This is a genomic window from uncultured Amnibacterium sp., assembly GCF_964244015.1.
Taxonomy (GTDB): Bacteria; Actinomycetota; Actinomycetes; order Actinomycetales; family Microbacteriaceae; genus Amnibacterium.
Genome location: NZ_CAXTHO010000027.1, coordinates 1 through 23,255, shown reverse-complemented (window position 1 = coordinate 23,255; position 23,255 = coordinate 1). Strand labels below are relative to the sequence as shown.

The window sequence follows — 23,255 nt, the reverse complement described above, 5'->3', positions numbered from 1 at the left end:
GCGGGCCGGTTGCAGCCCGGGAACCGGCAGAGCTCGTCGCGGATGGTCACCCACCGCCGCATGTCGATCGGCGGGATCCGCTTCTTCCGGTCCATGTCGAGCCGCACTCCCGTGATCGGGTCCGTCAGGACGCGGATGAAGGAGGTGGCCGAACCGGCGATCTCCTTCGCGGTCTCCACGGCGATCGGGCCATACCCGATCAGCCGGGCCTGCTCCTTCGACTTCCCGAGCGCCGAGAGCGCTGGAATCATCAGAACTGGCGCAGGGACGACGCCTTTGCGGCCAGGCACCTTCATGCCGTCCCAGTTCGGGTCAGCGGACTGCTTGATGCCTTCGACGAGCAGATCCATCATCACGTCGAAGCGCAGCTGGCCGATGGAGCGGGTCTCCCCCTCCTGCAGCCTGGCAGCGATCGCCGCCTTCGTCAGCGCCTGGTCGAATCCGATGATCGGGATGGCGGGGCCGATCGCCGTGATGGCGGATTCGCCGTCGTGGCCCTGCTCGATGACGACCCGGCGCATGTCCCGGGTGCGCTTCGCCCGCGCGCCCGCGGTGTCGTCCTGGAGCCGCTCGCGGATGCTGTGCAGCTTGGCCTTCAGCCGGGACGCGGGGGTCACGACCACGGCCGCCGCCGCCTCGGTGTCGTAGGCGCCCAGCTGTGCCGGATCGAGTCCCTCTGCCTCCTGGACCGCCCGGTCCGCCGCATTCCAGGTCGCTTCACCGTCGAGGTAGGTGTTCCAGGTCAGCGGCAGGTCGTCGCGCAGCGCGGACGCCGCGTCGACCAGGTGCGCGACGCGCAGCGGGGACATGCCGAGGCGCAGCCCGATCGACTGGAAGAACGTCTGCGCGCCGAGCGAGTCGCGTCGCCCGTACTCGGGGCCGAACCGGTTGCCGAGGTCCCGCATGGACGCCGCGTACGCGTCGATCAGGGCGACGGTCCGGGCGGCATCAGCGCATCGGAGGTCGCGGTCGAGGTCCGCGACCAGATCCTGCTGCGCCTCCGCGAAGGCTTCCCATTCATCGTCGGACCGCGGCTCGCGCACCCGACGGGACGCTTCGACGATCACGGTGCCGGAGCAGCCGTCGATGGAGCCGACCCATACCTCCCCCGGGGCATCCGCCCACGGCCGAGGTGAGCGCGCCTCGAACGGCGACTCCGCCACCGCATCCCGATCTGCGAACACATCTACTATACTAGCGACTGTGAAAACTAAGCACAAGCGTAGACAGATACGATATCTGCTCAGCGTAGCTCCACGGCGGCGATCCGCTCGAGCACCCTCCTGGACAGCACGGTCGCTCCCCCGACGGCCGCCGGCATGGCGATCACCGCACCGAACGGGATGATGAAGACCAGCCAGGTGGCGACGCCGAAGCCGAGGGTGCGGGCACAGGAACGCTGGAGCGTGCGCCGCCGCTCCTTCAGGCGGAATCCGCGCGCGTCGAACGGTGTGCCGGTGAGTTCGACGGCGAGGAACCAGCCGCCGACCACGACGCCGAACAGGCCGCCGATCGCCGGGCCGGCGACCGGGATCAGGCCGAGGAAGAAGGAGGTCAGCCCCACCACGATCGATGCGAGCAGCAGCACCAGGCCATCGCCGGCCGCTCGGAGCACGCCGCGCAGCAGAGGCTCGTCACGCTCCGGCGGCGCATCACCGAGCCGCACCTCCACGGCTCGGCTGATCCGCTCGTAGAAGGGGTCGCCCACCGTGAGCACGACGGCGGTGAACGACAGCGCGCCGACCACGACCGCGAGGACGACGATCGCGAGCCCGGCGGCGGCCCGGACTGCCGAGCGGAACGGCTCGCTCCAGCCGTCTGCGAATCCGGTCAGCCAGACGGCGAGTCCGTCGATGGAGGTGAGCAGCGCGATCAGCAGCCCGACCCAGACCGCACCGACGATGAGTGCGGGCACGGCGCCGAGCAGCATCAGACGCGGGCTGCTCCCCCACAGCCGGAAGCCACGGCCGAGGTCGCCGACCCCGTGGAGGAACTCGCGCACGCCTCGATCCTGCCCGTCGACCGCGTCAGTCCGCTGGTCGAGGAGCGCGGTGCCGCTGGGCGTAACCCCTTCGAGAGCCTCAGGACGTCGCTCGAGGCTCGCTGCGCTCGCACCTCGATCAGCGGGAGGAAGGGGGTGTCAGAGGCGGGCGAGGCCCTCGCGGATCAGGTCCGGGAGGTCGGCCGGCTCGAACTGCTCGCCCGTCGCCGCCAGCTCGTCCACCGACCACCAGCGCGAGTCCAGGATGTCCACGCGCTCGTCCGGCATCCAGCCGGCGTCGCTCGGCTCGAAGCGGTCCGTGCGGATCGCGAACCACGCCCAGTGGCCCAGCTTGTACGGGTGCCAGTCCTGGTTCACTGCCAGGTCGACGACGCGGAACGGCTCCCCGACCGACTCCACGACGAGGCCGGTCTCCTCCCGCAGCTCGCGGACGCCGGCGGCCTGGAAGTCCTCGCCGGGGTCGACGCCGCCGCCGGGCGTGATCCAGCGCGGCGGCACCGCGTGGTCCTTGCCGTAGGTGAGGAACAGGAGAACGTGGTCGTCGCGGTCGGCGACGATCAGCCTGGAGGTGGACCGCTCGGTGCGGTGGCCTGAGGCTCTCGAGGGGACCACGATCACTCCCCCGAGATCGGCGCGAAGCTCGACAGGTCGCCGACGAACCTCGTGTGGTTCGCCGGGATCGGCTCGACGGCTGCGGCGGCGATCTCCGCCGCGAACTCCGCCACGTTGTAGAGCCTGCCCGCCGCCTCCCGCCTCGCGTTCAGCGCGTCCGGGTTCGCCCGGTTCAGGATCGTCGCAGTGACCGTGCCCTCGATCATGTCGCCGGAGACGACGACGAAACCGATCCCCTGCTGCTCGAGCGCCGGGATCAGGGCCCGGAGCGCGTCCTCGCCCGCACGCTTGCTGCGGGCGACCGGCTCGTACTCGGGCATCGTCGGAGTGGTGCCGATGAAGTGCGCCTGGTGGCTGGTCACGAACACCACGCGCGATCCGGAATCCATCAGCGGCACGGCCGCCTCCAGCACCCGCACCTGCGCGTCGCGGTTGAGGACCAGCGCGTAGTCCTCGGCCGCGCCGGCCTCCATGCCGCCGGAGGCGTTCAGCACCAGCAGGTCGAGCCCGCCCCACTCCTGCTCGACGGCGCGGAACAGCCCGTCGACCGACTCGCCGTCGGTGAGGTCGGCGCGCACCGCGAACGATGCGCCGCCGGCCGCCTGCACCTTGGCGACGGTCTGGTCGGCTCGGCGGACCTTGCGCTCGTCGCGGTAGTTGACGACCACATCGAAGCCGCGCTCCGCGAGCAGCACCGCCGTGTCGGCGCCGATACCCCGGGAGGAACCGGTGATCAGGGCGCGGTTGCGCGGCGGAGCGAGGTCGGCGTCTGCGTCGGTCACGGACCGTGACTCTATCGGTCGTGCCGGTTCCGCCCCGGTGCTACGGTTCGAGTCCCAGCCCCAGGAGTGCGCCCGTGTTCCCCGACCTGTTCGCCTACACCTGGGTGCTGTGGCTGGTGGTCGTCGTCGCGGCCGTCGTCGCCGAGCTGCTGACGCTCAGCCTCGTCTTCGCGATGATCGCCGCCGGCGCGCTGATCGGCGGGCTCGGTACGTGGCTGCTGCACTGGCCGGTCGCGCTGCAGGTCGTCGCTGCGGCCGCGCTGTCCGCGCTCCTGGTGTTCGCGATCCGCCCGCTGCTCTACCGCGCGCTCGTGCACGGCAAGCCACGGCAGCTGACGAACGTCGATGCCCTCGCCGGCATGAGCGCCAGGGCGACCGCCTCCTTCGTCGAGGGGACCGGCATGGCCCGGCTCGCGAACGGCGAGACCTGGACCGCGCGTCTCGCCGACGCCCATGAACGTGCGGAGGTGGGCACCGGAGCCCGCCTCACCGTGGTCGCCATCGAGGGTGCCACCGCCGTCGTCGCCCCATCGGCGGCCTCGACCCCTTCCGCGACTGGAGACACCCCATGACCGACCTCGGCGCGTTCATCGGCCAGCTCTTCCTGATCGCCCTCGCGATCGTCGTCGTCATCTTCGTGATCGTCGTGCTCGCGCGCGCCATCCGGGTGATCCCGCAGGCGCGGGCCGGCGTCGTGGAGCGGCTCGGGCGGTACCACAAGACGCTGCTGCCGGGGCTGAACCTGCTGGTGCCCTTCGTCGACAAGCTCCGCCCCCTCCTGGACCTCCGCGAGCAGGTCGTCTCGTTCCCGCCGCAGCCGGTGATCACCGAGGACAACCTCGTCGTCTCGATCGACACCGTCGTCTACTTCCAGGTCACGGACGCGCGCGCGGCGACCTACGAGATCGCGAACTACCTGGTCGCCGTCGAGCAGCTGACGACCACCACGCTGCGCAACGTGGTCGGCGGCCTGAACCTCGAGGAGGCGCTCACCAGCCGCGACAACATCAACGGGCAGCTCCGCGTCGTGCTCGACGAGGCGACCGGCAAGTGGGGCATCCGCGTCAACCGCGTCGAACTGAAGTCGATCGAGCCGCCCGTGTCCATCCAGGACTCCATGGAGCAGCAGATGCGCGCCGAGCGCAGCCGCCGCGCGCAGATCCTCACCGCGGAGGGGACGAAGCAGGCCGCGATCCTGCAGGCGGAGGGCTCCCGGCAGTCCGCGATCCTCGAGGCGGAGGGTGAAGCGCAGGCCCGCATCCTCCGATCCGAGGGCGAGGCGAAAGCGATCCAGACCGTGTTCGACGCCATCCACGCGGGCAACCCGGACAGCCCGCTGCTCGCCTACCAGTACCTGCAGACGCTGCCGAAGCTCGCAGAGGGCAGCGCCAACAAGCTCTGGATCGTGCCGTCCGAGCTGACGGAGGCGCTGAAGGGCATCGGGGCCGCGTTCGGCCGGCCGTTCCCGCAGACGGTGCCGGGTGCACCCGGCACGCCGCCCTCTCCCGTGCAGGAGGCGCCGTCCTCCGTGCGGCCGCCGGAGCCCGCGCCCGCGCCGTCCGCTGAGCCCACGCCGCCCGTCGAACCGCGGTGAGCCGGACCGGCTGGTTCGACGGACTCATCCCCAGGATCCTCGCTCACCGCGGTCTTGCGCTCGACGCCCCGGAGAACTCGATCGACGCGTTCCGCGCCGGGATCGCCGCCGGGGCGACGCACCTCGAGACGGATGTCCGCGCGACCGCGGACGGCGTCGCCGTGCTGCACCACGACCCGTCGCTCGCGGACGGGCGGTCGATCGCGAATCTGTCGGTCGCCGAGCTGCGGGAGGCGCTGCCCCATGTCGCGACGCTGGCGGAAGCGCTCGCCGCGCTGCCGGACGCGAACTTCAACATCGACGTGAAGTCCGCAGCCGCGGTCGCCCCGACCGGTGCCGTCATCGCGTCGAGCGCCGCTGCACAGCGCGTCCTGCTCACCTCGTTCTCCGGCCGGCGGCGGCGCGCGGTCCTGCGACTGGTGCCGACCGCGGCCACGTCGGCGTCGGCCGCGGGCATCGCAGGCGTCGTCGCAGGCCTGCGGCTGCGGACCCCGGCGATCACCCGCACGGCGCTGCAGGGGGTGCAGGCGGTGCAGATCCCCGAGCACGCGCTGCGCACCGACCTCGCGGCGCCGTGGAGCATCGCGGCGATGCACGCCGCCGGTGTGGAGGTGCACTTCTGGGTCGTGAACGACCCCGGCCGGATGCGGGAACTCATCGCCCGCGGCGCGGACGGCATCGTCACGGACCGGCCGGATCTCGCGCGCGACGCGGTGCGGTAGCGATCGGAAACGGGTCAGCGAGCCTCTGGGAAGGTTCTGGGAAACGCCGTCCGGGGAATCCCCCGCTCCGAACGCCCGTTATACCGGGACGCGGGGAGAGGGGTAACGAGATGGCTGATCGTAGTCTGCGCGGAATGCGGCTCGGCGGGCAGAGCCTGCAGAGCGAGGAGGGCGTGATCTTCTCGGAGCGTCAGGTGCGCGAGTACCGGGCGTCCGATGGAAGCACGTTCTCGGTGACGTTCGCCGCCGAGGCGGACATCCCCGAACGATGGACCAGCGCCAAGTCCGGGCAGGAGGGCCAGCTGCTCGAAGCGGATGGAACACTCGCGGCCCACACCGTCAAGGAGATCAAGCCGCCCAGGACGCACTGGGACATGCTGCTCGAGCGGCGCACGCGCGCCGAGCTCGAGGAGCTGCTGGAGGAGCGCCTGCAGTACCTGCGCGCCCGCCGCGGCAAGACGAACGACAAGAAGGCGTCGTAGGACGAAGCCTCGAGGCGCCGGGCCCCTTGCGGGTTCGGCGCCTTTTTCGGTCTACGGACCCAGCGTGGTTGGGTTTCGTTGTGAAGGACATTTGGCATAGAGAAGCTGAGCGCTCCGAGAGCTGATGGCCAAATCTCCTTCACAACGCAGGTTGGTCAGCGGCGGCGGCGCGGCCTCCGCGCCAGGAAGCTCAGCATCAGCGGGAGGACGCCGCCGAGCAGGGCGATGGTCGCGCCGAGCGGGACGCCGAACGAGACCGCCGGGGTGATGCCCGTCGCCAGCGGGACGTCGACGACGAGGGTCTGCGTCGTGAAGGGCTGCACCGCTGCGAGGGTCCGGCCGTCCGGCCCGATCGCCGTGGTCGAGGCGACCGTCGAGTCGCTGACCAGCGACCTGCCGGTCTCGATCGCCCGGAGGCGCGCGATCGCGAGCTGCTGCTGGTTCTCGTCCGTGTCGCCGAAGTCCGCGTTGTTCGTCTGCGCCACCAGGACCTGGGCGCCGCGGGCGACCGAGCCGAGGATCAGGCCGTCGTCGACGACGTCGAAGCAGATGTTCACGCCGATCCGGACGCGGCCGACCTCCATCACCGACGACCGGGTCCCCGGCGTGTAGTCGCGCCCGATGAGCTTCAGCAGGTCGGGCGCGAACGGCGTCCAGAACGCCCGGTCCGGCACGTACTCGCCGAACGGCACGGGACGGACCTTGTAGTACAGCGCCGTGATCCGGTTCTCCGTCCAGAGCAGGGACGAGTTGTAGGTCCTCCCCTCCCGCTCGGTGATCGCGCCGGTCAGCAGCGGCGCGCCGACCGCCTGGGTCACGACGTCGAGCTGCTGCTGCAGGCCCGTGTCGGTCGTCGGGTCGTACATCGCCGCGCCCTCGGGCCAGACGACCAGGTCCACGCTCTTCCCGAGCGCCGGCACGGTGGCCTGCACGGTCGTCTCGAGGTTGGTGGCCGGGTCGAACTCCGGGTCGAAGTAGCCGGCGTGCGTGTTCGGCTGCACCGCGGCGATCCGCATCGCGCCCGACACCGTGAGCGGGAACGCCGGGATCAGCAGCAGCGCGCCGACGACGACCGTCGCCGCCAGCAGGCGCGGCAGCGCCGACTGGAGGCGCAGCACGCCGATACCGCGCGGCTCGGTCGCCAGCGCGACGCCCAGCGCCGTCAGCCACACGAGCACGAAGCTGAGCCCCGAGGTGCCGAACCACGCGGTCAGGTAGGCGAACGGCGAGGTGGCCTGGGTGAACGCGACCGCGCTCCAGTTGAAGCCGCCGTACGGCCAGTTCCCGGCGACGACCTCCCGCGTCGTCCAGGTCGCGGCGAGCAGCAGCGGGGTCAGGACGAGCCGCCCGGCCGCGGTCGGCCAGAGCCGGCCGGCGGACCGGTGCACGAGCGCCAGCAGTCCCCCACCGAGCGCGACGAAGAGGGACTCCAGCGTCCCGAGCGCGAGCAGCGGCACCGGCCCCAGGAACAGGGTCACCCAGTCGATCAGCGAGAACCAGAACACGACGCCGAAGGCGAAGCCGGTCAGCACGCCCGTCCAGAAGCTCCTGCCCCGCAGCGCGAGGAGGACGCCGCCGACGCCGACGAAGGCGAGCACCCAGATGCTCGCCGATGGGAACGCGAACGACAGCACGAGCCCGCTCGCGCCGGCGACGACCAGCGCGAGCGGCAGCGGCAGCTCGGCGTGCCCCCGGAGGCGGATCGGGCGGTCCCTCCGTCGCGGCGCCGCGGGCGGCCGGGTCAGGACGGCGGTCATCCGCCGACGCTCGAGTAGGCGACGACGCCCCGGCGGATCGCCTCGATCGCCTGCTGCGCGGTCCGGCGCGTCTGCCCGTCCGCGACGTTCGTGATCTGGTCGAGCAGGTCGATGACCTGCTTCGTCCAGCGCACGAAGTCGCCCGCCTGCAGATCGGCCTCCTGCAGCACGGAGTCGAGTGCGCTGCCGCGCGCCCAGCGCCACATCGCGGTGCAGAGCCCGACGGACGGCAGCTGCGAGCCGGGCAGGCGGTTCGCGCGCTCCAGGTCGTCCAGCCGCTCCCACAGCCCTTCGAGGCGGTTCCACGCCTCCCGGAACGGGCCCTTCGGCAGGAAGCGGTCGGTGACGACCCCCTCCTCCCGCCGCGCCTCGTAGACGAAGACGGTCGCCAGCGCCGCGAACGCGGGCGCGTCGAGACCGGTCCACACCTGCCGGCGGAGGCTCTCGGCGAGCAGCAGGTCCCGCTCGCCGTAGATGCGGGCGAGCATCGTGCCGTGCATCGTGGGCCGCACGTCGCCGTCGTCGTCGACCTGCAGGTAGCCCTCGCTGAGCAGCACCTCCGTGACCCGGTCGAAGATGCGCGCGACGGCACCGGTGCGGGTCGCGATCTGCGCCTGCAGCTGCTCGGTCTGCCGCTTCAGCCGCCACCATCGCTCCGCCCAGCGCGACAGCTCCTCGCGGCGCGGCGAAGTATGGGCGGGGTGCGCCTTCAACCGTCGACGCAGGTCCGTGATCTCGCGCTGGCGGCGCTCGCGCTGCTTCGCCGTCTGGTCGCCGGGTCGCGCGCCCGCCTTCTCGAGGTCGGTGATCTCGCGGCGGATCGCCGCGTACTCGGTGACGTCGCCCGCGACACCGGTCTCGTCGTGCATCGCCCGCTCGTACCCGGCGAGCGACTCCTCCTGCTGGCGGACCTTCCTCGCGAGGTCGACGACCGCCCGGTCGGCCTGGTACTGGGCGAAGGACGACTCGAGGATCGTGCGGGTGCGGTCGCGGCCGAACCGCTCGATCAGGTTGATCGCCATGTTGTAGGTCGGCTTGAAGGAGGAGTTCAGCGGGTAGGAGCGCCGGGAGGCGAGCGAGCCGACCGCCTGCGGGTCGAGCCCCTCCTGCCAGCAGATCACGCTGTGGCCCTCGACGTCGATCCCCCGGCGTCCGGCACGGCCGGTCAGCTGGGTGTACTCCCCCGGCGTGATCGGCACGCGGCTCTCGCCGTTGAACTTCTCGAGCTTCTCCAGCACCACCGTGCGGGCCGGCATGTTGATCCCGAGCGCGAGCGTCTCGGTCGCGAAGACGACCTTCACCAGCTTGCGCTGGAACAGCTCCTCCACCACCTCCTTGAAGGCGGGCAGCAGGCCGGCGTGGTGCGCGGCGACCCCGCGCTCGAGCCCCTCGAGCCACTGCCAGTAGCCGAGCACGGCGAGGTCCTCGTCCAGCAGGGTCCGGCAGCGCTCCTCCACGATCTCGCGGATCTCCGCCCGCTCCCACGATTCCGTGAGCCGCACGCCGTCCCGCATCGCCTGACGCACGGCGGCGTCGCAGCCCGCTCGACTGAAGATGAAGAAGATCGCGGGCAGCAGGTTCTGCTGGTTCAGCAGGCCCGCCAGCTCGCTGCGCGGCATCCCGAACGCGCGACCCGACCCGGACCACGCGGCGCCGCCCTTCGAGTGCCGGCGTCCGACGTCCTGCATCTGCCGGGACGAGATCGTGCGGCCGCCGTGCCTCGCCATCTGGATCAGCTCGGGGTTCACCCGGAAGGCGCCGACGGAGGCGCCCTGCGACGCGTCGAACAGGTCGACGAGCTTGGTGCGCATCAGCACGTGCTGCTCGAGGGGCACGGGCCGCTCCTCGGACACGATCACGCGGGTGCGGCCGCGGACCGCCTGCATCCAGTCCCCGAACTCCTCCGCGTTCGACACCGTCGCCGACAGCGAGACCAGCCGCACGGTCTGCGGGAGGTGGATGATCACCTCTTCCCACACCGCCCCGCGGAACCGGTCGGCGAGGTAGTGCACCTCGTCCATGATCACGAACGTCAGGTCGGTCAGCAGGGGGCTCTCGGCGTAGAGCATGTTCCTGAGGACCTCGGTGGTCATCACGACCACCCGGGCCCGCGGGTTGACCGCGGTGTCGCCGGTGAGCAGCCCGACCTCGCCGGCGCCGTAGACGTCGACCAGCTCGTTGTACTTCTGGTTCGACAGCGCCTTCATCGGCGCCGTGTAGAAGACCTTGTCCCGGACCGAGGACATCGCGAGATAGATCGCGAACTCGGCGACGATCGTCTTGCCGGCGCCGGTCGGCGCGGCGACGAGGACACCGTCACCGTCCTCGAGCGCGACGCACGACTCGATCTGAAACGGGTCGAGCTCGAACGACAGCCCCGCGCGGAACGCCTCCACCGCGGGATGGTCCTGCCGGATCCGCGACGCCGCGAACCGCTCGGCAGGCGACAGGACCGGCGCCTCGGCGGACGAGTCCACCGAGCGCCGGGTCACGTCTCGAGGATATCCGCGCCCTCGAGGATCGACGCGTCGCGGCGGGCCTTCCGCTTGTCGTGGAGCACCGTGATCAGGACCGCGACGAGATAGAGCAGGATCATCGGGATCGCCAGCAGCATCATCGAGATGACGTCGGCGGACGGCGTGGCGACCGCCGTGAAGATCACGATGGCCAGGATCGCGATGCGCCACGACTTCAGGATCGTCGTGCCCTGCAGGACGCCGACGAAGTTCAGCAGCACCAGGAAGACCGGCAGCACGAATGCCACGCCGATCACGAGGATCAGCCGCAGCGCGAAGTCGAGGTAGCCCTTGCCGTCCAGCAGGTTGGCGGTGTTGATGGGCGCGAAGCCGACCATGAGGCCGACGATGTGCGGGATGACGAAGGCTCCGGCCGCGCAGCCGGCGAGGAACAGCGGCACCGCGCTGAAGAAGAAGCCGAAGACGTATTTCTTCTCCTGGCGGGTGAACGCCGGGGTCAGGAACGCGAAGATCTGGTAGAGCCAGAGCGGCGACGAGACCACGACGCCGACGATGATCGCGATCTGGAACCGCACGTCGAACGCGCCCGTGACAGTGCCGAAGTTGATCGTCGCGAGCTTCTTGCCCTGGCTCTGCAGCGGTCCCGTGAGGAGTTCCAGCACCCAGTCGGAGACGAACCAGCCGGCGACACCGCCGACCAGGATCGCCACCGCCGCCCACATCAGCCGCTTGCGCAGCTCGAGCAGGTGCTCGATGAGCGGCATCCGCCGCTCATGGTCGGCGCCGGTGCGCGCCTGGGGGCCAGCTGTGGCGGTCAGCGGTCCTCAGACGCGCGACGCGTCTGCGACTCGGGGACGGTCACGGTCTCGCGGTCGAGGTGCTCGTCGCTGCGCTTGTCCTTGTCCTTCGCGATGTCGTCCTGCACATCGACCATCTCCTTGCGGAAGATCTTGATCGACTGCCCGAGGCCCTTGGCGAAGACCGGGAGCTTCGTCGCCCCGAACAGCACCAGCACGACGAGGACGATGATGAGGAGGTGCCAGCCCGAGAGGGCGTTGCCGAAGATTCCCATGTGTTACTCCATCCAGAGAGCGTTCGCTGCAGTGTAGACGCGGCCCGCCCATCCCGGGGTGCGGTGCGCTAATCGGTCTGGGGCGCGTCGGATTGGTCTTCGTAGCGAGCGAGCCCCGCGATTGCCCACTCCCGCACGGCGGAGCGCGCATCGTCCGGTTCGACGACCACGATCAGGCCCGCCCGGCCGGCCACCAGCCGTTTCAGGCCGTGCAGGTGCGCGATCCGGAGCCTGGTCCTGACCCAGCCGCGTCGCGCGGGCTCCGTCTGCGGCCGGTCCCCCAGGTAGTCGGCGAGCAGCGGCACCGCGGCCGCCGCGACATCGATCGTCACGGAGCGGTCCTGCTTCGAGGGCTGGAAGATCCGCTCGGGCAGCTCGATGTCCTCGGGGCGCTCCGCGGCCGACCCCGGCAGCGTCCGCACGTCCCGCATCCGGTCGAGGCGGAAGGTCCGCAGCGCGCGCCGCGACCGGTCCCACGCGCGCAGGTACCAGGACTCGTCGACGGACTCGACGCGCAGCGGCTCGACGGTGCGCTCCTCCCGCTCGTCCCGCCCGTTCAGGTAGTCGAAGACCATCACGGTGCCGGTCGACACGGCATCGCGGACGAGCACGAGGAGCCCGGTGTCCGCGCCGCCCTCCACCGCCATCGCCGCCGGTGCGCTGCTCGCGGACCTGGTCAGCTTCGCGGTCAGGGTCGCGACCGTCTCGCGGTCCGCGTTGGCGGGCAGCGCGGCGACGTACTGGAGGCCCGCGATCAGCGCGGCGGCCTCGCGGGCGGAGAACCTCGGCGAGTCGTCGAGCGCGACCTGGTGGGTGATCGCGATCTCGTCGCGCTCCTCGAGCCGGTCCCAGTCGATGTCGAACAGATCGCCCGGCTGGTACGACTTCGTCTCCCCCGGCACGCCCGACACGGCGATCAGCTCGACGGCGTCGCGGATCCGCTGCTCCGGCACGCGGAAGTGGGCAGCCGCCTGCGCGACCGGGACCCCGTCGTTGTCGAGGAGGTACGGCACGAGCGCGAGCAGGAAGGCCAGCCGGTCCTGCACCCGCACCGGCTGGGCGTCAGCCACGGCGACCTCCGCCGGTCGGGGCGTGCGCGTCGACCACCGCCGCGAGCCGCTCCTTCACCGCGTCGATCAGCTCGGCCGGTCCCCGCACCAGCACCTCGGGGCCGAACGCCGCCACCTCGTCCGCGAAGAGCGCGAGATCCGTGAAGTGCACGGCCACCAGGGAGTCGCCGGCCGGTTCGCCGCGGGAGCCGAGCCGCGCGGCCGCGTCGGTGTCCGGCGTCAGCTCGAGCACCGCCCGGTTCGCGGCGAACACCACGCGAAGCCCCGCCCGCGCCTCCTCGGCCGGGTCGCCGGCAGGGGCCCCGAACACCTCGGTCGTCTCCTCCACCGGCCCGGTGATGCGGCTGAGGAGGAAGGTGCGGCGGCCCTTGGCGCTCAGGTCGGTGCCGTGCACGTGCCAGCGGCCGCCGAACTGGACCAGCGCGAGGGGGGCGACGCGGCGCCGGCGCACGCGGTCCTCCCCCGGCTTCAAGTACCCGAACGCGACGACGTGCCGCCGCTCGATCGCCGCGCGCATCGGGTCGAACGCGACGTCGCGGGCGCGGAGGCGGGGCGCGAACCCGATCAGCGGCTCCTCCGACTCGATCCCGAGCGATCGGAGCTTCATCAGCGCCCGCCGCGACTCCCCCGACAGCGACCCCTCCCGCCAGGCCAGCGCGGCGAGGTCGAGCAGCGCGATCTCCTGCGGGGTGAACGTGACATCGGCCGGCAGGTCGTATTCCCCTTTCGGAATGCGGTACCGGGTGTACTGGACGGCGCCCTGGTCGGCGGGCAGCTCGATCGACTCGAGCGGCACCCCGAGGTCGCGGATGTCCTCCTTGTCCCGCTCGAACTGGCGCTCGAGGGACGCGTTGCCGCCGCTCATCCGGTAGCGCTGGCGGTAGCCCTGCACCGAGGAGAGGATGTCCGCCTTCGTCAGCCCCGTCTCGGTCGCGAGCAGGGCGAGCACGAGGCTGAAGAGGCGTTCCTCGTTCGAGACGGCGGCAGGCACTGCAGGATCAGGCCTTGCCCAGGATGTCGACCACGAAGACGAGGGTCGAGTCCGCGGGGATCGTCGACGTCGCCTGGTCGCCGTACGCCTGCGACGGCGGCAGGATCGCCAGCACCTGGGAGCCGACGCGCTGGCCCGCGAGCGCCGTGACCAGCCCCGGCACGGTCTGCCCCTTCTTCACGACGACGTCCACGGGCGACCCGGTGGTCCAGCTCGAGTCGAAGACCGTGCCGTTCGTGATGTCGTCCGGCTTCCAGATCACGCCGGTGTACTGGATCACGGCGGTGTCGCCCGCCGCGATACGGGCGCCGGAGCCGTTCTTGAGGTTCGCCACCCGGAGGGTCGTCGGCGGCGTGTTCTCCGGCAGCGTGATGCCGGGGCGGCCGTCTGCGCCCAGCACCACGGCGGGCAGGCCGTTGCCCATGACCTGGTTCGATCCGTCGGCCCGCGCGAGGTAGGCGTCGCGCACGTCGACGACGGCGACCACCGAATCGGTGGCGGTCAGACCGGCCGGCCGGTTCGCGGCGGGGATGGCCTGCGACGGCGGCAGCACGACCGCGAGCCGCGCCCCGACCCGCGCGCAGACGAGGGCCTTCCTGAGCCCCGGGATGCCCACGCCTCCGATGACGAACCTCGCCGGGGCGGACCCCGAGTAGTCGGTCTTCGAGACCTCGGCGCCCGTGGTCGCGTTCAGGAACGTGAGATCGGCCGAGACCTCCTGCTGTGCCGTGAGCGGCGTGCCGGACCCGGCGATCAGCGTGCTGACCTGGGTGTCGTCGACGTGGAGGGGGGTGGCGAACGTCACGGTCGGCGCCGAGCCGAACCTGCCGGTCGCCTCGATCGTCTGCGAGGCCTGGCCCGCGACGGCCTTCGGCACGCACCCGGCGACGTTCCCGGAGCCGCCCGCGCAGCCCGTCAGCACCGCGGCGAGCGAGACCAGCACAGCGCCGCCGGCGAGGAGTCGGGAGGTCCGGTGCACGGGGACCGATCTTGGCATTGTTTATCGCCTTCGATCCGCAGGCGGATCGAAGGCTGTGCGCTACCGGGCGCTGAACGCGCCCTCGGCTGAGCGCCGATGGCCGGGTGGGTGCTGCTGTTGCTTGGGTGCCGGTCAGGCGTGTTCGTCTGCGTCGTGCGGCGCGGTGCGGGCGTCCGCGATCTCCGCGGCCTGGCGGGCCGCCTTCCTCAGGCGCTTCGGGCTCTTCTCGCGTTCGCCGATCGCACCCGGCGTCCACAGCTCGACGTCCTCGTCCTGGAACTCCTTCGGCGCGCGCCGGCTGGAGCGCGGCGGGATCGCGCCGTCCGCCAGGCGCCGGGCGGTCACGAGGAACCCGGTGTGGGCCACCATCCGGTGGTCGGGACGGACCGCGAGCCCGTCGACGTGCCAGCCGCGCACCATCGTCTCGGTGGACAGCGGCTCGGTGAACGCCTCCGTGTCCCGGAGCGCCTCCACGACGCGGGAGAGCTGCGGCACCGTGGCGATGTAGGCGATCACGACGCCGCCGGGGGTCAGGGCGCGCTGCACGGCGGGGACCACCTCCCACGGCGCGAGCATGTCGAGCACCACCCGGTCCGCGACGTCCGGCTCGCCCGCGTCGAGCACCTCGGCCAGGTCGCCGGTCGTCAGCGTCCAGCGGTCGGGTGCGCCGCCGAAGTAGCCGGCGACGTTGTCGGCCGCGACGTCGGCGAACTCCTGCCGCCGCTCGACCGAGTGCAGCGTGCCCGACTCCCCCACCGCGCGCAGCAGCCACAGGGTGAGCGCACCGCTGCCGACCCCCGCCTCCACGACGCGCTGGCCGAGCGCGATGTCGGCGGACGCGATGATCTGGCCCGCGTCCTTCGGGTAGACGATCGCCGCACCGCGCGGCATCGACATCACGTAGTCGGCGAGCAGCGGCTTCAGCGCCAGGTACGTCGTGCCGTCCGACCCCGTGACGACGCTGCCGTCGGGCGAGCCGATCAGGAGGTCGTGCGCGAGCACACCCCGGTGCGTGTGGAACGCGCCGCCGGGTGCGAGCGTGATCGTGTTGCGCCTGCCCTTGTGCCCGGTGAGCTGGACCCGGTCGCCCGCCGCGAAGACCCCGGTCATCCGCGCGATCCGGCGAGCTCGTCGGCGACTGCGCAGAGGTCCTCCAGCCCGCGGCCCACGAGCGTCGGCCAGAGGCGCCAGCGGTCCCCCTCCGGCAGCCCCGCCTGGTGCGGCACCCCGATCGTGGCCGCACCGGAGGCGACCGCGGCGGCGAGCCCGGGAGGCGAGTCCTCGATCGCAACGCACGCCGTGACGTCGACGCCGAGCAGCTCGGCGGCGCGGAGGTAGGCCTGCGGGTCCGGCTTCGGCCGCTCGACGTCGTCGCCGGCGACCACCACGTCGAAGCCGCCGAACGGGACCGCGGCGGCGACCGCCTCCGCCATCCGCCTGATCGACATCGTGACGAGGGCCGTCGGCACGTCCGCCTCGCGCAGGCTGCTCAGCAGGGCGAGCGCACCGGGCCGCCACGGGAGCGGGGCGACGAGGCGCTCAGTCACGAAGTCGGTCTGCCAGCCGACGATCTCGTCGACCGTCATCCGGACGCCCTGGTCCTGGAGCACGCGGGCGCCGTCGCGCAGGCCGCTGCCGACGAGGGAGATCGCCTGCTCGTGGGTCCAGGTGCCGCCGAACCGGCCGACGAGCTCGGTCTCGGCCGCGAACCAGTAGGGCTCGGTGTCGACGAGGGTGCCGTCCATGTCCCAGAGCACGGCGGCGGGAAGTTCGGGCACGCTCACGGCGCCTGAGGATAGCGACGCGCAGAGCGAACACCTCCATCCGCCCGGAAGGCGTCGGCTTAGTGTGGTTCGGTCGGCGCGCGTCGACAGCAGACGGAAGCGATGCGATTGGCCCAGACGAAGCGATTTGCGCGAGGGCGCGTGCTGGTGGTGGCGTTCGAAGGATGGAACGACGCCGGCGAGGCCGCGACGAACGCGGTCCGCATGGTGCGCGACGCGCTGCCGCTCAGCCCGCTGCTCGAGATCGATCCCGAGCTGTACATGGACTACCAGTTCAACCGCCCGACGGTCGGTGTCGACGAGCACGGCGTGAAGCGGCTGACCTGGCCGGGCGCGACGATGTGGGGTCCGGCGAAACGCATGCGGGGTCGTGGCGTCGTGCCCGAGGCGACGGAGCCGGTGGAGCGGATCGACCGCGACACCCTCTTCGTGCTGCTCGGCACCGAGCCCTCCCGCAGCTGGCGCGCGTTCGTGGCGGAGATCATCGACGCCGCTCTCGTGGCGGACGTCGAGGGCATCGTGACGCTCGGCGCGATGCTCGCGGACGTGCCGCACACCCGGCCGATCTCGACCTTCGTGTCGAGCGACGACGCCGAGGTGCGCACCGACCTCGACCTGGAGCGCAGCAACTACGAGGGACCCGTCGGGATCCTCTCCGTGATCTCCGACGCGGCCGCGCGGGTCGGCATCCCCGCCATCTCGATCTGGGCGTCCGTGCCGCACTACGTGCACAACGCGCCGTCGCCGAAGGCGACCCTCGCGCTCATCGAGCAGCTGGAGGGGGTGCTCGACATCGCGGTGCCGCGCGGCGATCTCGACGCGGAGGCGGAGGCCTGGGAATCCGGCATCGACGCCCTCGCGAACGACGACGAGGACATGGCGGCGTACATCGAGCAGCTCGAGAAGGCCCGCGACACGGTCGACTCCCCCGAGGCCTCCGGCGAGGCGATCGCGCGGGAGTTCGAGCGCTACCTCCGCCGCGGCGAGGGCCCCGGCCGCGGCGAGCAGCCGCCCCCCTGGCGCCCGGGCGACTGAGCCCCGCGCGGTGGTCAGGAAGCGGCGCTTCGATCAGGATCAGGAGGCCGTTCTCTTCCTGAACCAGGCCCGGATTCCTGAACCGCGTTCCTGAACGGCGCGCAGACCCGCAAATCCGCTCCTCCCCAGGCGAGACCGGGTCGCGGAACGAGCGGACGCACGATCATGCTCGCGTGAGCGTGTTCTGGACGACATCCGAGTTGCGTGGACGCGGGCGGTCACCGCGCCAGATCCGTCGCGCGGTCGAGCAGACGGTGATCTCGGAGGTGCGGAAGGGGCATTTCGTCGTTCCCGGCGCGCACGTCGACGTGGTTCGCGCCGTGCGGCTCGGCGGCGTGGCCACCGCGACGACCGCGTCGAGGGCACTGGGCATCTGGACTCCGCCGGATCCGCCGCCCGGATCGGTCATCCGCCGCGGCCCGCGCGCGCCGCACGAGGCGCGTGCGGGTCTCGTACCCGGCGGCCGGCGCGAGCCCGACCGTCTCCACGTAGCGGTTCCCAGGAACGCGTCGCGACTGCGGGATCCGGACGATGCGAGTACAGCCTTCAAGCCGACTTCCCGGGTCGTGCTGCACTGGACTGATGAGGTCGATCTTCGCGGTACGGACCGAACGCGGATCGCACCGGTCCTCCTCATGCTCAAGCACGCGTTCCTCGACCGGCCGCCCGAGCACGCCTTGGCGATGCTCGACTCGGCGCTGCATCTGCGTCACCTCCGGATGGAGGACCTTCCCGCGCTCGCATCGATGCTGCCGGACCGTCTCGAACCGGTCGTGCTGTCAGCCGACGGCCGAGCGGAGTCCGGCACGGAGTCCATCGTCCGATTCCGGCTCGAGGCCCGCGGCCTCCGCGTCGAGATCATCGTCGGGCTGCGGGGTGTCGGCACGGTGGATCTGCTCGTCGAGGGCCGGCTGATCATCGAGTGCGACGGAAAGGAGTTCCACGACGATGACGAAGCGTTCGAGCGTGACCGGACCCGAGACCTGAACTCCACCCGTCAGCGGTACCGCACCCTTCGGGCCACTTGGTTCAAGGTGCTGTTCGAATGGCTCACCGTCGAGGAGGCGGTGTTCGCCGCGCTCGGTCGGTGACGTGTCCCTCTCAGGAAGACGGGTGCGGATCAGGAAGGAACCACGCGGATCGTCCTGTACGAGGACCCGATTCCTGCGAAGCGGTCGCTCACGGCTGGATGACGTCGGCGAGCAGGAGGCCGATCAGCAGGATGCCGAGCAGGATCCGGTAGGCGACGAACGGCAGGAACGAGCCGCGGTTCAGGTAGCGGAGGAAGAACGCGATGACGACCAGGCCGACCACGAACGAGACCGCGGTGGCGGCGAACGTCTCGAGTCCCGTGAAGATCTCCGGGGTGCAGCCGGTCGAGAGTGCCGCGGTGCAGGGGTCCTTCGCCGTCTTGTAGACCTGGTACAGCCCTGATCCCCACACGGCGGGGATCGCGAGGAGGAACGAGTAGCGGGCGGCGGCGGCCCGCGTGTAGCCCAGGACGAGGCCCGCGCCGATCGTGCCGCCGGAGCGGGAGACGCCGGGGACGAGCGCGAGGGCCTGCGCGAATCCGAAGACGATCCCGTCGCGGGTGCCGAGCTGCTCGATCGTCTTCCGCTTGCGGCCCAACCGGTCGACGATGCCGAGCACGATGCCGAACACGATCAGGTCGAACGCCACGATCCAGAGCGACCGGAACGTCGTCTCGATCGCGTCCTGCAGGATGAGGCCGAGGACGACGATCGGGATCGACCCGACGATGATCAGCCAGCCCAGCCGGTAGTCGTGGTCGGAGCGGGGCACGCGCGGCGACCCGTCGGTGCCCTTCACGGCGAGCAGGCCGAGGACGAACGCGCGCACGATCCGCACGATGTCCCTCCAGAAGTAGACCAGCACCGCGGTCTCGGTTCCGAGCTGGATGATCGCCGTGAACGCGGCGCCCGGATCGGCACCGCTGCCGAGGAAGATGCCGGCGATCCGGATGTGCGCGCTCGAGCTGACGGGGATGAACTCCGTCAACCCCTGGATCAGGCCCAGCACGAGCGCTTCGATCACGCGGACCACCTCCGGCTGCACGAGCAGGAGGTTCCCGCCCGCGGCAGGGTACCGGGGGCGGTCTCGTTCCCCGCGAAGCCCGCGCCGGGTCAGCGGTGGGTGCGCGGCTTCAATCGGACCGTCGGCAGCACCGGTGCCGGCAGCACCTCGGTCCACGCCTCCGGGTGCGGACCGAACCGGCCGTCGGCGCCTCCGGTCGCCAGCTGCGCCTCGACCTGCGCCTGCCAGTCGGCGCGCGCGGCGACGATGTCGTCGTGGTCCCGGCCGATGAAGTTCCACCACATCGTGATCGGGTCGGGGAAGGGCTCGCCGGTCAGCACGAGCACGCGGGCGCCCTCCTCCCCCGCCTCGATGACGATCGACGCACGGCCGGGCGACAGCGCGACGAGCTGCGAGCGCGTCGCGTGCAGCCCCTCGACCCGGACGGCGCCGGTGTCCACCAGGACGCCGATCTCGTGCGTGCGATCGACTGCGGCCTCCCACCGGATGCCCGGAGGGAGGCGCACCTCGGCGCCGATCAGCGGCGTCGGCGCCTGCGGGGCGCCGCGCGATCCGAGCCAGTCGCCGACGAACACGCGCACCTCGGCACCCGCGACCGACCGTGCCTCCGGCACCGCGTGCTCGAACCGGCGTGGGCCCTCGGCGAGCGCCGCGGGCAGCGCGAACCACAGCTGCGCGCCGTGCACGACGGTCGTCCCCGGCAGCGAGAACTCCGAGTGCGCGACGCCCCGGCCCGCGGTCATCAGGTTCACCTCGCCGGGCCGGACGACGGCCGCGGCACCGGTCGTGTCCCGATGCTCGACCTCCCCCTCGAACAGCCAGGTCACCGTCGCGAGCCCGGTGTGCGGATGGCCGGGGACGCGCATCCCGCCGCGCTCCGACAGGTCGTCGGGGCCGTAGTGGTCGACGAAGCACCACGCGCCGATCAGGGACCTGGCGCGCTGCGGGAGCGAGCGCTGCACCCGCATGGCCCGCGGCCCGCCGAGCGGCACCTCGCGCGGCTCGAGCAGCTCGGGCGGCGCAGGCGGGCTCGCGCTGACGTCGACCAGGGCGGGGTGCTTCTCCGTGACGCTCACAATTTCATCTTTACGGAGTTCTGGTTCGTCCGGGGGGTGATCCCTTCGAGAACCTCAGGACATCGCTCGAGGCTCGCCTCGCGGATCCTGAGGCTCTCGAAGGGCGCACCTCGATCAGCGGGTTTGGCCGACGAAACGTCAGTAGGTCAGGAGGAGGTCGGTCAGGACCTTCGTGCCGAAGTCGAGGGAGGCGAGGGGCACGCGTTCGTCGACGCCGTGGAACATGGCGGGGAAGTTCAGGCCCGCGGGAAGCTGCAGCGGCGCGAAGCCGTAGCCGGTGATCCCGAGCTTCGAGAGCGCCTTGTTGTCGGTCCCGCCCGACATCAGGTACGGCAGCACCGGGGCGCCCGGGTCGTGCTCGCCGAGCAGCGCGACGACCTTCTCGACCAGCGGCCCCTCGAACGGGTTCTCGAGGCCGATGTCGGCGTGCATCGTCGACAGCTCGATGTCCGGGCCGATCAGCTCGCGGATCTCGGCGAGCACCGCCTCCTCCTCCCCCGGCAGGGTGCGGATGTCGATCAGCGCGCTCGCGGTGTCCGGGATCACGTTGTGCTTGTAGCCGGCCTCGAGCACCGTGGGGTTCGTCGTCGTGCGCAGCGTCGCGAGGATGAAGCCGGAGGCCGTCCCGGAGGCGAGCACGACCGCGTCCTCCCCCACCTGCTTCGGGTCGAGACCGAGCAGCCGCCCGAGCTCGTCGACCAGCGATCGGGTGGTCTCGGTGAGCCGGATCGGCCAGTCCTTGCGGCCGATCCTTGCGACCGCCTCCGCGAGCTTCGTGACCGCGTTGTCCCGGATGAGGCGGGAGCCGTGCGCGGCGGGCCCGCGCGCGGTCAGCTTCGCCCAGACGAGCGCCTTCTCCCCCGTCTGCAGGAGGTAGGCGCGCCGGCCGCCGAGGTCGACCGAGTACCCGCCGACCTCGCTGATCGCCTCGGTGGCGCCGTCGAACAGCTGCGGGTGGTGGTCGACCACCCAGTGCGAGCCGAGCACCCCGCCCGCCTCCTCGTCGGCGAAGAACGCGACGACGAGGTCGCGCGCCGGCTGCTGCCCTGCGCCGAGGATGTCTTCGAGCGACGCGAGCATCATCGCGTCCATGTCCTTCATGTCCACGGCGCCTCGACCCCAGAGCAGACCGTCGCGGATCTCTCCGGCGAAGGGGTCGACGGACCAGCTCGTCGCGTCGGCGGGCACCACGTCGGTGTGTCCGTGCAGGACGAGCGCCGGTCCGCGGCTGCGGCCCTCGACCCGGGCGAGCACGGAGACGCGGCCGGGTTCCGGCTCGAAGCTCCGGGTCTCGAGCCCCATGCCCTGCAGCACCGCCTCGACGTAGCCGGCGGCCTCCGCCTCCCCGTCGCTCTTCCCGGCGCCCCAGTTGACGGAGGGGAAGCGCACGAGGTCCCGCGCGAGGACGGCGGTGCGGCTGAGCTCGGTCACGCGTCGACGCTATCCGGCGAGGCCGACCTCGAGCACCGTCCGGCCGCCGACCGGCACCCCGGTGTGGGCACCGGAGGAACGCCGACGACCTGCGCGAACGGTGCGGGCGTCGTGTTCCGGTAGTGTTCTGCGTCGGCGCCGAGAGGCGCCGCATCCGGTCCGGGTGGCGGAATGGCAGACGCGCTAGCTTGAGGTGCTAGTGCCCTTAACGGGCGTGGGGGTTCAAGTCCCCCCTCGGACACACGTGGTCGGGCCAGCAGGCGGTCGGCCAGCACCGCGCCGTCAGGGCGTCGGGACCGGCAGCGGGGCGCAGGTCGCGTCTGGCCCTTCGCCCGCCTTCCTGGGCGGCAGGGTGCCGTCGTCGAGGTACGCGGCGATCGTGTCGTCGACGCAGGTGTTCCCCGACAGCGAGTCGGCGTGCGTCGTGCCACCGGGTTCGGCGAGCAGCCGGGCCTTCGGGAAGAGCTTCCGCACCGCGAGGCTGCCGCTGTAGGGCGTCGCGGCGTCGAGGGTCTCGTCGATCATCAGGATCGGGGCGACCTTCGAGCCGTCCACGTCGACCGGGGTGCCGGACTTCGCCGGCCAGGTGCGGCACGGCGCGTTGAACCAGGTGTTCCCCCAGGTCTCGAACGGTGCCAGCTTCGCGACCCGCGCGCTGTCGGCGGCCCACGTCGACCACTCCCCCGGCCAGGCCGCGTCGGTGCACTCGACGGCGAGGTACGCGGCGAACCCGTTGTCGTCGGTCACGTCGTTGAGGGTCGTCCAGTACTGCTGCGCCGCGGCCGTGTCCCCCCGGACCGCCAGCGCGAACGCGGTGCCGAGGTCGGGCCAGAGGCTCTGCGCGTAGCCCGCGTAGAGCAGGGTGTCGGTGAGCTCCGCCGAGCCGAAGACGCCGTCGGCGGGATCCGCTGCGAGCTGCTTCGCGAGGGCGTCGTAGGAGGCCTCCACCTCCTGCCGCGTCGAGCCGAGGCCGTAGCGGGCGTCGTACTTCGCGAGCCAGGTGAACCACGCCTCGATCGCGGTCTGGAACGCGACGTCCTGGTCGAGGTTCGCTCCGTACCAGACCCGCGTCGGGTCCACCGTGGAGTCGAGGACCATCCGGGTGAGCCGCCGCGGGTAGAGCGTCGCGTAGACCTGCCCGAGGTAGGTGCCGTAGGAGTACCCGTAGAAGCTGATCCGCTGCACGCCGAGCGCCATGCGGAGGTACTCCATGTCGTTCGCCGAGTCGCGCGTCGTCATGTGCGAGAGCAGCTCGCCGTTCTCCTCCCCGCAGGTCTTCGCGTAGTTCTCCGACAGCGTCCTCCAGGCCGCGATGGTCGAGTCCGTGGCGGGCG

Annotated in this window: 22 protein-coding genes, 1 tRNA gene and 1 pseudogene; 7 read left to right on the top strand and 17 right to left on the bottom strand. The window is 71.6% G+C overall.

The window, feature by feature from the left end:
• The 4 genes and pseudogenes from ACFE67_RS05175 to ACFE67_RS05160 form a co-directional block, all read right to left on the bottom strand.
• A pseudogene (locus ACFE67_RS05175) lies at positions 1-1,184 on the bottom strand (hypothetical protein); the annotation flags it as partial.
• A 59-nt stretch (positions 1,185-1,243) separates the two neighbouring features.
• The gene (locus ACFE67_RS05170) at positions 1,244-2,002 is read right to left on the bottom strand and encodes an EI24 domain-containing protein (RefSeq protein WP_375405802.1); all 759 of its coding nucleotides are present in this window, start codon (positions 2,000-2,002) and stop codon (positions 1,244-1,246) included.
• Between the two features lie 138 nt (positions 2,003-2,140).
• On the bottom strand, positions 2,141-2,614 hold the full coding sequence (locus ACFE67_RS05165; protein WP_375405801.1) for an NUDIX hydrolase: 474 nt from the start codon (positions 2,612-2,614) through the stop codon (positions 2,141-2,143).
• A gap of 2 nt (positions 2,615-2,616) precedes the next feature.
• Positions 2,617-3,396 (bottom strand): SDR family oxidoreductase, encoded by a 780-nt coding sequence (locus ACFE67_RS05160; protein WP_375405800.1) that lies wholly within the window; start codon positions 3,394-3,396, stop codon positions 2,617-2,619.
• A 74-nt stretch (positions 3,397-3,470) separates the two neighbouring features.
• Between ACFE67_RS05160 and ACFE67_RS05155 the strand changes: the two genes are divergently transcribed.
• From ACFE67_RS05155 to ACFE67_RS05140, 4 genes are all read left to right on the top strand, one after another.
• Entirely contained in the window at positions 3,471-3,968 is a 498-nt protein-coding gene (locus tag ACFE67_RS05155; protein WP_375405799.1) for an NfeD family protein, read from the top strand.
• Positions 3,965-4,990, top strand: a complete 1,026-nt coding sequence (locus ACFE67_RS05150) for an SPFH domain-containing protein (protein ID WP_375405798.1) — start codon at positions 3,965-3,967, stop codon at positions 4,988-4,990. Before ACFE67_RS05155 ends, ACFE67_RS05150 begins: the two co-directional genes overlap by 4 nt.
• The gene (locus ACFE67_RS05145; RefSeq protein WP_375405797.1) at positions 4,987-5,712 is read left to right on the top strand and encodes a glycerophosphodiester phosphodiesterase family protein; all 726 of its coding nucleotides are present in this window, start codon (positions 4,987-4,989) and stop codon (positions 5,710-5,712) included. Before ACFE67_RS05150 ends, ACFE67_RS05145 begins: the two co-directional genes overlap by 4 nt.
• A gap of 110 nt (positions 5,713-5,822) precedes the next feature.
• Positions 5,823-6,194, top strand: coding sequence for an RNA polymerase-binding protein RbpA (locus tag ACFE67_RS05140; RefSeq protein ID WP_375405796.1), 372 nt, complete (start codon positions 5,823-5,825; stop codon positions 6,192-6,194).
• A gap of 155 nt (positions 6,195-6,349) precedes the next feature.
• Here the strand turns inward: ACFE67_RS05140 and lnt are convergent, their stop codons facing one another.
• The 9 genes from lnt to ACFE67_RS05095 form a co-directional block, all read right to left on the bottom strand.
• On the bottom strand, positions 6,350-7,951 hold the full coding sequence (gene lnt, locus ACFE67_RS05135; RefSeq protein WP_375405795.1) for an apolipoprotein N-acyltransferase: 1,602 nt from the start codon (positions 7,949-7,951) through the stop codon (positions 6,350-6,352).
• Positions 7,948-10,443: a DEAD/DEAH box helicase gene (locus ACFE67_RS05130; RefSeq protein WP_375405794.1), complete on the bottom strand. Its 2,496-nt coding sequence runs from the start codon at positions 10,441-10,443 to the stop codon at positions 7,948-7,950. The genes lnt and ACFE67_RS05130 overlap by 4 nt, the downstream gene beginning before the upstream one ends.
• Positions 10,440-11,192 (bottom strand): twin-arginine translocase subunit TatC, encoded by a 753-nt coding sequence (tatC, locus tag ACFE67_RS05125; protein WP_375405793.1) that lies wholly within the window; start codon positions 11,190-11,192, stop codon positions 10,440-10,442. Before tatC ends, ACFE67_RS05130 begins: the two co-directional genes overlap by 4 nt.
• A 50-nt stretch (positions 11,193-11,242) precedes the next feature.
• Entirely contained in the window at positions 11,243-11,500 is a 258-nt protein-coding gene (tatA, locus tag ACFE67_RS05120; RefSeq protein ID WP_375405792.1) for a twin-arginine translocase TatA/TatE family subunit, read from the bottom strand.
• A 68-nt stretch (positions 11,501-11,568) separates the two neighbouring features.
• Positions 11,569-12,570, bottom strand: coding sequence for a helix-turn-helix transcriptional regulator (locus ACFE67_RS05115; RefSeq protein ID WP_375405791.1), 1,002 nt, complete (start codon positions 12,568-12,570; stop codon positions 11,569-11,571).
• Positions 12,563-13,561 (bottom strand): helix-turn-helix transcriptional regulator, encoded by a 999-nt coding sequence (locus tag ACFE67_RS05110; protein WP_375405790.1) that lies wholly within the window; start codon positions 13,559-13,561, stop codon positions 12,563-12,565. The genes ACFE67_RS05115 and ACFE67_RS05110 overlap by 8 nt, the downstream gene beginning before the upstream one ends.
• A gap of 7 nt (positions 13,562-13,568) precedes the next feature.
• On the bottom strand, positions 13,569-14,558 hold the full coding sequence (locus tag ACFE67_RS05105) for an FKBP-type peptidyl-prolyl cis-trans isomerase (RefSeq protein ID WP_375405789.1): 990 nt from the start codon (positions 14,556-14,558) through the stop codon (positions 13,569-13,571).
• A gap of 114 nt (positions 14,559-14,672) precedes the next feature.
• Complete coding sequence (locus ACFE67_RS05100) at positions 14,673-15,650, bottom strand: tRNA (adenine-N1)-methyltransferase (RefSeq protein ID WP_375405788.1); 978 nt, start codon at positions 15,648-15,650, stop codon at positions 14,673-14,675.
• Positions 15,647-16,324 (bottom strand): HAD family hydrolase, encoded by a 678-nt coding sequence (locus tag ACFE67_RS05095; RefSeq protein WP_375405787.1) that lies wholly within the window; start codon positions 16,322-16,324, stop codon positions 15,647-15,649. The genes ACFE67_RS05100 and ACFE67_RS05095 overlap by 4 nt, the downstream gene beginning before the upstream one ends.
• A gap of 108 nt (positions 16,325-16,432) precedes the next feature.
• On the opposite strand from ACFE67_RS05095, the gene ACFE67_RS05090 reads away from it, so the two are divergent.
• A complete protein-coding gene (locus ACFE67_RS05090) occupies positions 16,433-17,359 on the top strand; it encodes a PAC2 family protein (RefSeq protein ID WP_375405807.1) in 927 nt (308 codons plus the stop codon).
• A 173-nt stretch (positions 17,360-17,532) separates the two neighbouring features.
• Entirely contained in the window at positions 17,533-18,450 is a 918-nt protein-coding gene (locus ACFE67_RS05085; RefSeq protein WP_375405786.1) for an endonuclease domain-containing protein, read from the top strand.
• An 88-nt stretch (positions 18,451-18,538) separates the two neighbouring features.
• On the opposite strand, the gene ACFE67_RS05080 is transcribed toward ACFE67_RS05085, so the two are convergent.
• The 3 genes from ACFE67_RS05080 to ACFE67_RS05070 all read right to left on the bottom strand — a co-directional run bounded on the left by ACFE67_RS05080 (position 18,539) and on the right by ACFE67_RS05070 (position 21,921).
• Positions 18,539-19,414 (bottom strand): undecaprenyl-diphosphate phosphatase, encoded by an 876-nt coding sequence (locus tag ACFE67_RS05080; RefSeq protein WP_375405785.1) that lies wholly within the window; start codon positions 19,412-19,414, stop codon positions 18,539-18,541.
• Positions 19,415-19,503: 89 nt separating this feature from the next.
• Entirely contained in the window at positions 19,504-20,490 is a 987-nt protein-coding gene (locus ACFE67_RS05075) for a pirin family protein (RefSeq protein WP_375405784.1), read from the bottom strand.
• A 138-nt stretch (positions 20,491-20,628) separates the two neighbouring features.
• The gene (locus ACFE67_RS05070; RefSeq protein WP_375405783.1) at positions 20,629-21,921 is read right to left on the bottom strand and encodes a M20/M25/M40 family metallo-hydrolase; all 1,293 of its coding nucleotides are present in this window, start codon (positions 21,919-21,921) and stop codon (positions 20,629-20,631) included.
• A gap of 157 nt (positions 21,922-22,078) precedes the next feature.
• On the opposite strand from ACFE67_RS05070, the gene ACFE67_RS05065 reads away from it, so the two are divergent.
• Positions 22,079-22,162: transfer RNA gene (locus tag ACFE67_RS05065), tRNA-Leu, on the top strand.
• A gap of 41 nt (positions 22,163-22,203) precedes the next feature.
• Here ACFE67_RS05065 and ACFE67_RS05060 read toward each other — a convergent pair.
• A partial coding sequence (locus tag ACFE67_RS05060; RefSeq protein ID WP_375405782.1) for an alpha/beta hydrolase occupies positions 22,204-23,255 on the bottom strand: 1,052 nt, incomplete at its 5' end.